This is a genomic window from Sphingobacterium sp. xlx-96, assembly GCF_011007365.1.
Taxonomy (GTDB): Bacteria; Bacteroidota; Bacteroidia; order Sphingobacteriales; family Sphingobacteriaceae; genus Sphingobacterium; species Sphingobacterium luzhongxinii.
In genome coordinates, this window is record NZ_WFKM01000002.1 from 549,755 (window position 1) to 564,167 (window position 14,413).

The window sequence follows — 14,413 nt, forward strand, 5'->3', positions numbered from 1 at the left end:
TGGGGATTTGGCAAGGTCTCTCTTTTTATTTAGGTTTGCATCGAAATTCAGTTTAGGTCATGGCAATAAAACGTAGTAACTACAAAAAAAAGAAAACAGTACCCGTAGAATGGAAAGCACAATTAAAAAAATGGTCGATCCGTATTATCGGCGGCTTTTTCGTACTGACTATTTTCTGGGTACTGTGTCTTAAGTTTATAAATCCACCTATTACCTATCTGATGCTAAAAAGAGGCTTCCAATGGCAGGCCGACGGTAAAGGCTTTAAAATAGAAAAAGACTGGCTGCCTTATGATGAGATATCAAACAATTTAAAAAGAGCAGCCCTAGCCGGCGAAGACGCACATTTCATGACGCATAACGGATTTGACACCAATGCCATCAAACAGGCCTTGGAGAAAAACAAATCCGGGAAGCCTTTACGTGGAGGTAGTACGATTAGCCAACAAGTCGCCAAAAATGTATTTCTATGGCCCGAACGCTCTTGGTTGCGAAAAGGTCTTGAAACGTATTTTACGTTTCTCATCGAGATCCTATGGAGTAAAAAACGCATCCTTGAAGTCTATCTTAATGTTATTGAAATGGGACAGGGGGTCTACGGAGCTGAAGCTGCATCGCATTATTACTACAACAAATCAGCTAAAAGCTTAACGAAGAAGGAAGCAGCATTAATTATCGCTATCCTTCCCAACCCTAGACAGTGGGATGCACGACGTCCGTCAAACTATGTCAATTCAAGGGCAAATAGTATTGTACGCTACTTAGGTCATTACGATATACCCGAATAAAACCGGTGTATTAACTTTAGTTCAACTGTCGTTTTGTTTATTATCAAACCCTTTTTAACTGTTTCACCCTTATGCCGGGTAGGCAATTACTTTTTATTCATTAGCATCTGCCTTCAAGGCATTCATGAACACTGCGTGATTTCCGAAAAAAGTAATCAAAAACTCGCCGCTGTACCGTATTGGCACAATGGTAGTGCTTCATCCTACTATAGCCAATCCGCTAAGGCGGCATTTGAATAAAATGCACAGCTTGTAGACGAATCAACTCTGGTTAATAGATTTAATAAATGACACAAACAGGCTTTTGCACAGATATCATTGAAGAACCCACCGCATGAAGCGTACCTTTTTTAGGATTGCGTTTGAAAACGGTTATCGCATTGCTTACCTGATTCGTTACGAACACCCACTTGCCACTTTTCGAGATGTTTAAATTTCTGGGAGAAATCCCTCCTGTAGAGGTAATATCTTTTACCCGTAAAGACTTATCTTTTAACACTTCATAACATACTATCACGTTGGCATCACCTCGGTTTGTAGCATACACGTACCTTCCATCTTTGGAGATCTTGATATCGGCGGCACCATGCTCACCCAGGAAACCTGTTGCATAAATAGGTAGGATCTGTGTGTTTTTCCATTCACGTCCTTTCTGTTGGAATACAGCTAACTCTCCTGTCAACTCTAATACGGAATAAATAGTCTTCGCATCAGCAGCGACTACAAGGTGCCTCGGTCCTCCCCCTTTTTTTACAGCTATGGTATCGAGACGATGCAAAGCAAATCGACCTGCCTCTTCTTTTACTTCATAAACATAAATCAAATCAGCTCCTAAATCAGAGACAAAAAGCTTTTTCCCATCTTTTGAGAAAAAAGCGGAATGAATATGGGATTTCAATTGTCGTTCTTGATTAATGCTGCTTCCATCAAACTGAATGAAATCCTCTTGCTGAGCCAGACTTCCATCTTCCCGAATAGAAAATAAGATAAGGGAGCCACCGGAATAGTTGGATACTACAAGTACAGGTAAATTGGGGCTAACGGCCACATGACAAGGATGTGCCCCCCTTGTAGGCAATTGATTTAAAAGAGCACCCGTTTTCAGATCCACCGCTGAGACCATCCCTTCATTGTCTTCGTTCACAGCATATAGTACTTGTCCATTTTTTGCCAAAAAAGATGGATTGCTCATTCTCAGCGTGGACTTAAAATTTGCTCGTCCGTTAGATTCGTCAAATTCATAACATTGTACACCGTCACTTCCCCCTATTCCGGTATACGTGCCCACATAAAGGCTTGTCGTCTGCGCTACTACGGTAGGAAACAAACCAAAAGCTAATATACTAGAGATAAATAATGCCATCTTCTTCAAATCAAACATATTTCAGTCAAGTTAAAATTCGTTAAAAACCATGTTTACGCTCACCAAAAAGCTATATTCGTAAAAAAATGTCAGACAAAGCTGGAATATAAAACCTTAGAATGATTATTCAGGTGAAAAATACAACTTTTACAAATTATTCTGATATTTTTGTAAACAAATATTGAGCTACAATCACATGAAATACCCATGTAGTATATGCTATACAAACTCGCATAAAAACACTTTGGATATTCCATATAGCCGCTAAAAGACAAACCGATCCCTCAACTGACGGATCATGAAATAATTTTTTACAAATGAAAAAAATCTTAGGGATATTCCTTGTTCTATCGACATATTTCTCACCTGTCATTGGACAAGATAAACTAGTAGACCGCGTAATCTCGACCGTAGGATCAAGTCATATATTACAATCGGATCTGGAACTGGAGTACACACAGTTTCTAGCTCAAGGAAATCCTCCTAACGACAAGATAAAATGTTATATACTTCAGCAATTGCTAACGCAGAAGCTATTAGCACAACAAGCCGTAATTGACTCTGTCGAAGTATCCGAAAGTGAGATTGACGATCAGCTGAACTTCCGTATTCGCTCGATGATTCAAAAAGCTGGCGGCAAGGAACGATTGGAAGAATTTTTAAACCGGTCTATCCTACAGCACAAAGAAGAAATGCGTCCAGCTGTAGCCGAGCAGTTAAAAGGGAACAAAATGCAGGGACAATTGGTTTCTAAAGTAGATGTAACACCTCAAGAGGTGAAAAAATATTTCCAAGGTCTAAATGCAGACAGCTTGCCTTATTTCAATACGGAAATTGAATATGCGCAATTGGTTATCAACCCTGTTTTGACGAAAGAAGAAAAAGAACAGTTCCGCACAAAAGCAGAAGGCTACAGAAAGCAGATATTGGACGGTTCCGACTTTGGAACCATTGCTCGTTTTCACTCTGAAGATGGTTCGGCTCCCTATGGCGGTGAGCTTGGTTTCAGCACACGGGACGCTTGGGTAAAGGAATTTTCGGCACAAGCGTTTAGACTAAAAGCCGGAGAGATATCCCCTGTATTCGAAACACAATTTGGATTCCATTTTCTTCAGGTCCTAGAGAGACGTGGTGAAGAGGTCAATGTACGTCATATCCTTGTGAAAACTAAACCTACACAGGCTGCCCTCAACCGTGCCAAGGGTAAAATAGATAGTATATACAATCTTATTGTTGACTTAAAGAAAATGAACTTCAATACCGCGGCATCGATATATTCGGATGATAAAGAAACCAAATATAATGGTGGTGTTGTTACCAATATGGAAGATCGTTCTACATTGATCCCTGTTGATCAACTAGATGATGTCGCCGTATTTAATGCTATTGACCCACTTAAAGAAGGGGATGTTTCTAAAGCTACTTTGTATACAGATAAAAGGACCGGCGAAACCTCTTATCGTATTTATTATCTTAAATCAAGAATAGCTCCGCATAAAGCAAACTTGGATCAGGACTTTGCTAAGATCAAAGAAGCTGCACGTCAGGACAAAGTAAACCGTACCCTGAGTGAATGGTTTGAGTCCCGAAGAGAAACCACTTACATAGACATAAATCCCGAGTTCATGTCCTGCGACGAATTAAAGGTCTGGGTCAACGATAAAGACAAAATTGCTAAAGGCAATTAATAGAACAAGAAGGGGAAAGTTAAACTTTCCCCTTCTTGTTCTATTAATTCATTATATTTTATCGCTCAAACAACATCTCGAGAATAACCCGCCATTGAAAATCATCTTTTAGCTGCCATACCCGTATATAGTTGAACTTAACATCCTTTTCTTTGGAATGGACCATTGCAGTACCCAAAGAATATGCAAACTCTCCGCTATAGGCCCTCCCCACATCAGTAGGTTCTGTGACGATGTCTATCCGTTGTTTCTTGAGAAAAGACAATACATTCTTCTTGCCAGAAATTTCTTCTTGCCAGGGGTAGTAAAAACGAACATCATCAGCTAGAAACTCAGAGTAAGCAGCATCGTTATTTGCTTTTAGTACAGTAGAAAACAATTGATCTGTGGACATCACGATATCCTCTCGCTGCTGAAGACGTACCTTCGAGCGATGCTTTAAATACCAAGAATCATCCGGTTCGTGATACCACAACTCCTTAGCGGCATTCTTACCATAATTCTCCACTTCGGCACGTAATTCAACCTTCCAGTCTCCTTTTTTACCACGTTTCCAAATCGTCAAGTATTGACCATTACGCTTTACTGCTCCAACCTTTTGGAATTCCATCTTACCGGAGGTAACTCCCCACTCCAAGCTCTTGGAAACAACGGCAAAATTGGGATCCCAAGATAATACATCGGGAATATTCGGTCGGTTGTTCAGATAGTTAAATGCATTTACGGCCGATGGCACATAAAAAACGGACTCCTTATCTATGATTGACGAAAAAGCCGCATGGGGTGACTGTGTCCTAGAGATAGTCGCCGCATTTCTATCGGCTGCAATCAACCCTCCCACCTTGTCCGGCAACTGGGCAAATAGTGCCTGCGCCGGCAACATCAAACAACTAAGGGATATGCTGGTTAAAAACCTATTATACTTCATTTAAAACAATTTGAACCTACAATATCAAATCTTATTCCAAAGTGTTCCTTCCTTACTATCTTTCAACTGAATTCCAATTGCAGACAGTTCTTGCCTGATACGATCAGAGGTGGTAAAATCTTTATTTTGCTTCGCTTCATTTCGAAGGCTAATCACCAATTCCATCAAGTCATCCATACTCTGATTATCCCCCACAATCTGATCATCTTTTAAGCCCATAATATCAAATACAAACTCTTGCATCAGTTGCTTTAGGGAATCCAATGTTTGCACGTTGACCTGTTGCTTACCATCGTAAATAGAATTAATAAGGCGTACAGCATCAAAAAGCTCAGCTATTAATATCGGACTGTTAAAATCATCATCCATTGCAGTATGACAACGCTTCCGCAGCTCGTCCAGATCCACGTCTATCTTTGTCTTACCTGCCGGCGTAATTTTATCCAACAGCGCTATAGCAGACATTAGTCTTTTGTATCCCTTTTCTGCAGCATCTAGAGCCTCGTTTGAAAAATCCAGTGTGCTTCTATAGTGCGCTTGCAACATAAAGAAACGAACAGCCATTGGAGAATATCCCCTTTCAAGAAGTGGATGGTTACCAGTGAATAGCTCTCCCGGTAGGAATCCATTTCCTGCTGACTTGGACATACGTGCTCCATTTACAGTCAACATATTTGTATGCATCCAATATTTAGCAGGTTGAACGTGATTACATGCCTCAGATTGAGCGATTTCGTTGGTGTGATGTGTAGCTGCCAAATCCATTCCGCCGCCATGTATGTCAAATTGATCACCAAGGTACTTACGACTCATTGCCGAACACTCTATATGCCAACCAGGAAATCCTACACTCCATGGTGCAGGCCACCTCATGATATGCTCAGGTTTGGCTTTGATCCACAAGGCGAAATCCAACCGACCACGCTTTTCATCCTGTCCCCCTAATTCACGGGTATTATTTAACATATCCTCTAGATTACGGTTGGTCAGGACCGTATAGTTATGTTCTTTAACATATTTATCGACGTCAAAATACACCGTTCCATTTACTTCATAAGCATACCCATTCGCCATGATCTGCTTAACCATCTCGATTTGTTCGGATATATGTCCTGTTGCAGTTGGCTCTATACTGGGCGGCAAGGTATTGAACATGCGCAACACATCGTGGAATCCCAGCGTGTATTTCTGCACAATCTCCATTGGCTCCAATTGCTCCAACTTAGCTTTCTTTGCAAATTTATCATCACCCTCATCATTATCGCCTTCTAGATGCCCTGCATCAGTGATATTACGTACGTATCGTACTTTATAACCTAAATGCAAGAGGTACCGAAAGATCAGATCAAAGGACACAAAAGTTCTACAATTTCCCAAATGTACATCCGAGTAGACAGTAGGTCCACATACATATATACCGACAAGATTAGGATGAATAGGTTCAAACTTTTCCTTTTTGCGCGTTAGGGTATTGTATACCGATAGATTGTGTTGCATATAAAAACAGATAATATATGGAGTGATCTAATTATTTTTGTCTGAAATACACTTGAATAGGAACGCCATTAAAATCAAAGTGCTCCCGTAATTTGTTTTCTACAAACCGTTTATAAGGATCTTTAATATACTGAGGCAAGTTACAGAAGAAAGCAAACATCGGACTACGGCCTGGTAACTGAGTTGCATACTTAATCTTAATATACTTCCCTTTGATCGCTGGAGGAGGATAGTTTTCTATAATTTCCAACATCACATCATTCAATTTGGACGTAGGGATCTTCTTCGTCTTGTTCTGGAAAATTTCCATTGCTTTTTCCACAACTCTAAAGATACGTTGTTTCTCCGTAACAGAAGTGAACAAGATAGGCACATCTGTAAACGGAGCGATCTTCTCTCTTATTCGAGCTTCGAACTCTTTCATCGTCTTGTGGTCTTTTTCGATGGTATCCCATTTATTTACCACAATAAGAATTCCTTTTTTATTCTTCTCCGCTAAATGAAAAATATTAATATCCTGTCCTTCTATCCCATCGTTGGCATCCAGCATCAAAACTACAACATCGGAATCCTCCAAAGCTTTGATCGTCCGCATGACCGAATAGAATTCTATATCTTCATTTACCTTACTTTTACGTCGAAGTCCAGCAGTATCTATCAGCAAAAACTCGTGTCCAAACTGATTGTAGTGGATACGGATAGAATCTCTCGTGGTACCTGCGACGTCTGTAACAATATTTCTATCCACACCCAATAATGCATTGGTCATGGATGACTTTCCTACATTTGGACGACCTATGATCGCGACTTTAGGTAGTGGTGTATCTTCTTCCTCTTCTTCGTCTGGAAAGTTGGAAACTACCGCATCCAACAACTCTCCGGTGCCCGAACCGGTAGCCGAAGACACATTATAGATTTCGCCCAAGCCGAAAGCGTAAAATACTGCGGAATCATGGTGTAATTTGGCATGATCCACCTTATTAGCTACGACATATACAGGTTTGGATGTGCGACGTAATAGGTCAGCTATCTCATCATCCAGATCGGTGATCCCGGTCGTTACATCCACCATAAATATAATGACGGAAGCTTCTTCGATAGCAATGTGCACCTGGTCACGTATGGCTTCTTCAAAAACATCGTCGGATCCGTGTACAAAACCACCGGTATCGATTACAGTAAATTTTTTACCGATCCAATCTGCGACTTCATAGTGACGGTCACGTGTCACGCCACTAAAGTCATCTACTATCGCTTTACGACTCTCCGTCAAGCGGTTAAACAAGGTCGACTTCCCTACGTTGGGGCGACCTACAATTGCAACAATGTTTGCCATATCTTATATATTTTTTTTCTCGCGCGTTACCATCTCGGCAACTAATCTTTTATTAAACAATAAATAGAAGCGACAAAGTTACGTAAAATCAGTGGTATTATTCTTTTCAATAACGCATTAAAACAGAGAGCTCCGTAGGAAACCTATGGAGCTCAAAAGGAAGTAACATGATATTTACAAGTTATTAATTACTTGTTGGATTTTGGGTCAATGTACCTGAATACGAATTTATCGCGGACTGTGGAATATAATACACTACACGATAATCCTTTGCAGTGATCTGTTCCACTTGATTATGTGGCCCTGGATATCTTCTTGTCAATGACTTTCCATTTCTGAACACATCGTAGCTACGTTCAGCTTGATAAGCCAATTCCAACTGACGCTCCTTATCAATACGCTCACTTGCATTACTTGCATCTAAAGATGCATAACCTCCATTGATTATGGATCTGTTGCGAATAAGATTTAGATCTTGTAATGCAGCGCCATAGTTGTTCAATTTTGCATAAGCTTCCGCACGATTTAAGTAAACCTCACCCAATCGGCTGATAACTGGAGAATGCAGATGTGAATCTTCCCCTTCTCTAGAGCTCTTCGTTATAAAAAACTGAGGGTAAGCACGATTTAAACTGATAAAATAATCTAAAACACCGGTATATGTTTTTCCATCTTTATAATTAATGGAATAAACACCTTGTTGCGCATTTACGACAGTCAGAATATAGGTCTCTTTATCATTCTTTGTACTTATTGTATTTCCAGAACGAACAACAGTATCCTGCACATAGCTTTGTATATTATTGGCGTCTTCACGAATAAAACGGAAGACTTCCAAATATTTACCTGTTTTGTCGTTTTTAGCATAAGTAGGTTCTATAAAAGCCGCTCTAGCATCGACAATCTTATAGCTATCCGGTCTCCAATCATTTCGCCCAGTTTCATTCAATAAATCAATGTATTTTGCACTTGCATACATTTCACCCCAACCTTGACCACCTATATTTGCATACATACCCCCAACGCCGTAATAATGATCGTCACCCGAAAATTCAGATGCCAACCGCTTTACCGCAAAAATTGTCTCAGGATTAGCTTCTGGGGTATAAGTATTGTATCTCATAAACTGATCTCTACCCAAAAGACTATAAAGTCCCGAACCGATAACTTTATCAGCGTATTCAACGGCTAGTTTTGCATACTCTACATTCGGAGACTCGTAAGTTCCGCTCATGTACAAATATACGCGAGAAAGCATAGCTTGTGCTGCACCTTTAGAGGCAACAATAGGTTCTCTCTCTTTTCCATTTCTATCTTTAGCAATCATAGACTCTGCTTTTTTTAGATCACTGATTACCTGCTCGTATACCTCCTTTACTGTAGAACGATCGGGCAATTGCAAATTGTTGATCACGTCATCTGGCGTACCATTTACGATAGGCACCCCAAGATTGGTTTCAGGACTTTGCGCATATGGCCTACCATAGGCACGAACCAAATAAAAATACAACATCCCTCTTAAATAATAGCACTCACCCAATTTACTATCCATTTCTTCACTCTGCCCCTCTTTAATCATCTTCAAAATATTTGAAGTCTGAGCTATCGCGATGTAACTATCGTCCCAAAATTGGCTTAATCTATAATTTTCTGGTGTACGAGAATAAGAAATAAACTCATAAAAGGCATCTGTGGAGGCGCCTCGAATCATCATATTATCACCAGCGTATTCGCCAGCCCGATGCATCGGATCAGACCAAGCCTTCAATTGCGCATAAGCTCCATTCAACAGCGCGTCTATTGAAGCTTCTGGATCACTAGTTATATTACCAGTTTCCATTGAGCCGTAAGGCATTCTATCAATGTCGCAAGAGGCAAAAGAGGCCGATGCGATTAATAACATTAATATCTTCTTCATAAAACTATCTTCCTCTTCTTAAAATGTAACGTTCACTCCAAACATAAACTTCCGAACGGTAGGATATACACTGGGGCCTGCCGAACTCAATATTTTCCCATCATCTTCCTTTACAGGGATTTCTGGATCAACACCCGAATAATTAGTCCAGGTAAATATATTTTCACCTGAGAAAAACACCCGTAGATTTTTAACTTTATATCTTTCAAGGTTAAAGTTATACCCTAGTGTCATCGAACGTAGACGCAAGAAGTCAGAATCCTCCAAATAACGACTAGAGACTTTATTTCCATTCATATTGTTTTCATAACGTGCTACCGGATGAGTAGCAATATCCCCTGGTTTTTCCCAACGACTCCAGCCATCTTGCAACTTCATCTGATTACGATCCGTGTAAGTCCCGTCGGCATCATACTCCTGGCGTGAGTAGTTGTATATCTTCCCTCCTAAGGAATAACCAAATACAGCAGCCAAGTCGAATTGCTTATAACTCAAAAACGTATTAATACCGCCAAATATATCGGCAGAAGCCTTACCTAATTTCTCCATAGTTGCAGCAGCATAGTTAGATGTTGTCTTACGACCTATTTCATTACCATTACCATCACGATCTACAATATACCACATTGGCGCACCATTTTCCACGTTGACTCCTGCCCATTCTTTCAAGTAATAGGTATCTACAGGAAGACCAATATCCAACACCCTACTTGCAGAACCTGCGATATTAGTATCGTCGCCTATGATAATGTGCTTAAAAGCATAGGAGCCGTCCGCTTGTCTTGTTTGGTACAATCCAGTTAATTTATTCTTATTATGACCTAAGTTGATATCCAATGACCAAAACCAATCCTTCTTGCGGATAATATCGCCACCGACAGTAACCTCGAAGCCTCGGTTATTCATTTCTCCAATATTTTTCCACACGTTTCTTACACCCGTCACAGTAGAGATTGGCACTCTATACAAGATGTTGTCTGTATTTTTATCGTATAAGTCTAAATTTACACGTAAACGATTATCCCAAAATGCTGCGTCCACACCGAAACCTGTTATGGCAGTCTCCTCCCAGGTCAATCCTTCATTACCAATTTGATTGATCAACATCCCAGGCAACCCATTATATCCAGCACTAAGGGCTACCGAATATAAACTATACTGCGGGTAGAGTGCACTTGGTCTATTCCCTACAGTACCGTATGCTGCACGCAGCTTCAAATTGTTTACCCAAGGAGCATTAAACCAACTCTCCCGATGAATATTCCACCCCCCACTAATGGAGTAAAAATTACCAAACTTCTTCCCAAAGTTAGATGCCTCATCCCGTCGAAAGGAAACTTGAGCCAAATATCTATCGTCGTAGGCATAGTTCGCATTTGACAGATAGGATTGTGTCGCCCATTCGTTTATACTACCTCTAGTCCGCTCAGGCTTTGACACGACATCAAGAACTTGGAAGCCAGGAATAAATCCGGTACCATATACATCCAATACTTTTGCCCAGTAATCATTAAATTCATATGCGACAATACCATTTACAGCATGCTTACCCCAAGTCTTGTTGGCACGCAAAATCTGCGTCGTATACCGTCTTGCATATTCTGTCCTGTAATCTTTTATACGACCATTGACGTTTAAACCACTATTAGACCTGGGATCAGTATACTCACTAGCACCATAACTATTGTATCTATAATTATTAATCGAAGAAAAAGTCAACCAATCAGTTAATTTAATCTCAAAATCCAAATTACCCATCAATTCATAATTCGTATTTGCGCTATGATTCCATTGCAAATCATAGAGATAATTTGTATTTTGAGAATTAACCCATCCACCGTAACGATGTGGAACAAGATTACCATCCTGATCAAATGGACTATCCCATGGCAGATTAGAATACATGGCTCCAGTCGAGTATTGCCTATCCTCCACTGCCCTTCGTGCTCCAACAATAGACGGTTTGATGGTTAACCAGTCAAAAGGCTTATAAACAGTATTTATACGCACATTATATCGATCGTAACCGTAGCCTTTGACCGCCCCAACTTCATCGTAATACCCTAGAGATAATAGGGATTGTAATTTCTCCGTCCCCCCTTGCAAAGACACGTTATGATTTTGAACAAAACCAGTTTTGGTCGCTAATTTCCACCAATCAAAATTGCTATTTCGTAATTCTTCATTCCACCTTGGAAAATCGATTTTTTCGGGGTTAGCAAAAGACTTATAATAATCATAAAGTTCTGCACCATTCATCATCTCCATATTACCATTATGAAGATTGTTAAAACCAAGTTTACTCGAGAAATTGATAGTGGCTTCACGCGCTGTAGGTCTTTTTGTCGTAACAACGACGACACCGTTGGCACCCTGTGATCCATATATTGACGTCGAAGCAGCATCCTTTAGAATTGTCATACTCGCAATATCATCCGGATTGATATCGCCAGGATTAGAACCTACAATGACTCCATCAATAACCCACAATGGACTGGAAGTACCACTCAAGGTAGCTTGACCACGAATAACTACAGCACCTCGAGCACCAGGCTTTCCTCCACCAGGCGAAACATAAACCCCTGCAGCTTTGCCATTTAACATATTTTCAACAGCAGGTGTTGTAACATCTCTTAATTTCTCACCGCTGACTGTTTGCAAAGCACCAGTCAGACTTTCTTTTTTCTGCTGCGTACCATAACCGACAATTACCACCTCCTCCAAAGCCTCACTGGATTCAACTAAAACCACCGATACAACCCCACCAGCTACCTTCTTTTCGACAGTTTCGTAACCCACAGCACTAATCACTAAAGTCTGTCCTATCGTAGCAGCTACTGAAAAATTACCATTTTGATCCGAAGAGGTTGTCAATGCTGAATTCTCTTTCACCGTAATTGTTGCACCACTCACAGGGCCTAAACTGGAAGTAATCTTACCAGTGATCTTTTGTTGCCCTTCTTTAACACTTACATTAATTGGCTGATTAGTACTAGCTGCCTGGACTAAATTCGGTGTTACTAATGCCAACATTAATGCCGAAGTAATCGGATAGACTCCATTGGCAAAAAAGGGCTTTGAAAAACTTTTTATCATAAATATTAATTTAAGGTACTCGCTAAACTAGTCAGATACCACAATCTAGTTTTATGGCTCCAAATTAACTTAATGTTACAGGATTAAGAATTCTGTATTAACATCAAACGTTTGCGTAAATTAAACAAACGTTTGCATTAACAACCAAAAAGTTACACACCAAAAAACAGAAATAAATCTAACCAAGACATTTATTTATCGATAAAAGACAATTTTAGTTACATAACAAACTTTATATCTAAACACAAAAAAAGCCTAATCTTTCGATTAAGCTTTCTACTTAGTAGCGGGGACCAGACTCGAACTGATGACCTTCGGGTTATGAGCCCGACGAGCTACCACTGCTCCACCCCGCAATATGTTTTTTAAAAGCCAAGTAGGCACTTGGCTTATTTAGTAGCGGGAACCAGACTCGAACTGATGACCTTCGGGTTATGAGCCCGACGAGCTACCACTGCTCCATCCCGCAATATATTTTATTTACTTTTCAAGATCCGTCTGTCTATCAAGTATTTTTTATCTAAAGCATCGCGCTTTAGTGTTTTTTAGTAGCGGGGACCAGACTCGAACTGATGACCTTCGGGTTATGAGCCCGACGAGCTACCACTGCTCCACCCCGCAATATATCTTTATTGCTTTTGAGATTCGACCCAATGTTCACCAGCTGGCGAATTTAAGCCTGATGAGTTAAACTAACCCCATCTCTCCACTTTTCTTATTTCAAATCTTTGTTCCTGTTGTCAAAATCAAAGATTATTTACTCCCTTAATTGGAGTACAAAGATATTATTTGTTTCTTTGTAAAACAAATAAAAAGCAAAATAATGTCGCACAAAGCTGGATTCGTAAGTATCATTGGTAAACCAAACGCAGGTAAGTCTACGCTAATGAATGCTTTAGTAGGTGAAAAAATGTCTATCATCACACCAAAAGCACAAACCACCCGTCATCGTATTATGGGTATAGTCAACGATGAAGATCATCAGATTATCTTTTCGGATACTCCGGGCGTGATCGTTCCCAAATATACGTTACAAGAATCTATGATGAATTTTGTACAGGGCTCGTTGATAGATGCAGATATTATTTTATTTGTTACGGACATTCACGAAAAATATGACGAGAATGACGTCATAGACAAATTACGCAATAGTTCTTCCCCAGTAGCTGTATTAATTAACAAAATTGATAAATCTTCGGAAGAAGAAGTACGAGAAAAGATCGAGTTTTGGAAAGAGAAACTCAATCCGGAAGCTATATTTGCGATGTCTGCTTTATTAGGATACAATGTCCCTCCGATACTCAGCTATATCAAAGAGAAACTCCCGATACACCCTCCGTATTACGAGAAGGATGAACTTACAGATAAATCCATGCGTTTCTTTGCTTCAGAGATGATTCGGGAAAAAATCTTCAAATTGTATGACAAAGAGATTCCTTACAGTACAGAAGTGGTTGTAACCTCCTACAAAGAAGAAGCTAAAATAACACGTATAGCGGCTGAAATCATTGTAGAGCGGGATTCACAGAAAAACATTCTAATAGGTAAAGCCGGATCAATGATCAAAAAAGTGGGCACCTATGCGCGCCAAGACATCGAAGAGTTTATTGATGGAAAGGTATTTCTGGAACTCTTTGTTAAGGTAATCCCCGATTGGAGATCTAAGAAAAATCACTTAAAACGATTCGGATACGAAGACTAAAACATACAAATGCCAGTATTTTTTTACTGGCATTTTTTTTTCGAAAGAAAAAGCAAAGAAACTAATTACTATTTTTAGTTAATAAATGGTTTTATTG

At 39.9% G+C, this 14,413-nt stretch carries 10 protein-coding genes and 3 tRNA genes; 3 read left to right on the forward strand and 10 right to left on the reverse strand.

Annotated elements, in window-relative coordinates; translation table 11 throughout:
- Positions 1-59: 59 nt before the first annotated feature.
- Positions 60-788 carry a monofunctional biosynthetic peptidoglycan transglycosylase gene (gene mtgA, locus G7B20_RS05340; RefSeq protein WP_164108981.1) on the forward strand — a complete coding sequence of 243 codons (729 nt, stop codon included), beginning with the start codon at positions 60-62 and terminating at the stop codon, positions 786-788.
- Between the two features lie 280 nt (positions 789-1,068).
- On the opposite strand, the gene G7B20_RS05345 is transcribed toward mtgA, so the two are convergent.
- A complete protein-coding gene (locus tag G7B20_RS05345; protein ID WP_164108983.1) occupies positions 1,069-2,151 on the reverse strand; it encodes a lactonase family protein in 1,083 nt (360 codons plus the stop codon).
- A gap of 317 nt (positions 2,152-2,468) precedes the next feature.
- Between G7B20_RS05345 and G7B20_RS05350 the strand changes: the two genes are divergently transcribed.
- Entirely contained in the window at positions 2,469-3,839 is a 1,371-nt protein-coding gene (locus G7B20_RS05350) for a peptidylprolyl isomerase (RefSeq protein WP_164108985.1), read from the forward strand.
- 58 nt (positions 3,840-3,897) lie between these two features.
- On the opposite strand, the gene G7B20_RS05355 is transcribed toward G7B20_RS05350, so the two are convergent.
- From G7B20_RS05355 to G7B20_RS05390, 9 genes are all read right to left on the reverse strand, one after another.
- Positions 3,898-4,767 carry a YybH family protein gene (locus tag G7B20_RS05355; RefSeq protein WP_205600172.1) on the reverse strand — a complete coding sequence of 290 codons (870 nt, stop codon included), beginning with the start codon at positions 4,765-4,767 and terminating at the stop codon, positions 3,898-3,900.
- Positions 4,768-4,791: 24 nt separating this feature from the next.
- Entirely contained in the window at positions 4,792-6,264 is a 1,473-nt protein-coding gene (gene cysS / locus G7B20_RS05360; protein WP_164108987.1) for a cysteine--tRNA ligase, read from the reverse strand.
- Between the two features lie 31 nt (positions 6,265-6,295).
- Complete coding sequence (der, locus tag G7B20_RS05365; RefSeq protein ID WP_164108989.1) at positions 6,296-7,600, reverse strand: ribosome biogenesis GTPase Der; 1,305 nt, start codon at positions 7,598-7,600, stop codon at positions 6,296-6,298.
- Positions 7,601-7,784: 184 nt separating this feature from the next.
- Positions 7,785-9,518 carry a RagB/SusD family nutrient uptake outer membrane protein gene (locus tag G7B20_RS05370; protein WP_164108991.1) on the reverse strand — a complete coding sequence of 578 codons (1,734 nt, stop codon included), beginning with the start codon at positions 9,516-9,518 and terminating at the stop codon, positions 7,785-7,787.
- An 18-nt stretch (positions 9,519-9,536) separates the two neighbouring features.
- Positions 9,537-12,614, reverse strand: coding sequence for a SusC/RagA family TonB-linked outer membrane protein (locus tag G7B20_RS05375; protein ID WP_205600173.1), 3,078 nt, complete (start codon positions 12,612-12,614; stop codon positions 9,537-9,539).
- A 120-nt stretch (positions 12,615-12,734) separates the two neighbouring features.
- Entirely contained in the window at positions 12,735-12,809 is a 75-nt protein-coding gene (locus G7B20_RS19730) for a cytochrome c oxidase subunit 2A (RefSeq protein WP_370626311.1), read from the reverse strand.
- Between the two features lie 89 nt (positions 12,810-12,898).
- Positions 12,899-12,970: transfer RNA gene (locus tag G7B20_RS05380), tRNA-Met, on the reverse strand.
- A gap of 41 nt (positions 12,971-13,011) precedes the next feature.
- Positions 13,012-13,083, reverse strand: a tRNA-Met gene (locus tag G7B20_RS05385).
- 80 nt (positions 13,084-13,163) lie between these two features.
- Positions 13,164-13,235, reverse strand: a tRNA-Met gene (locus G7B20_RS05390).
- A 202-nt stretch (positions 13,236-13,437) separates the two neighbouring features.
- Here G7B20_RS05390 and era point away from each other — a divergent pair.
- Positions 13,438-14,316: a GTPase Era gene (gene era / locus G7B20_RS05395; protein ID WP_164108993.1), complete on the forward strand. Its 879-nt coding sequence runs from the start codon at positions 13,438-13,440 to the stop codon at positions 14,314-14,316.
- Positions 14,317-14,413 lie beyond the last annotated feature (97 nt).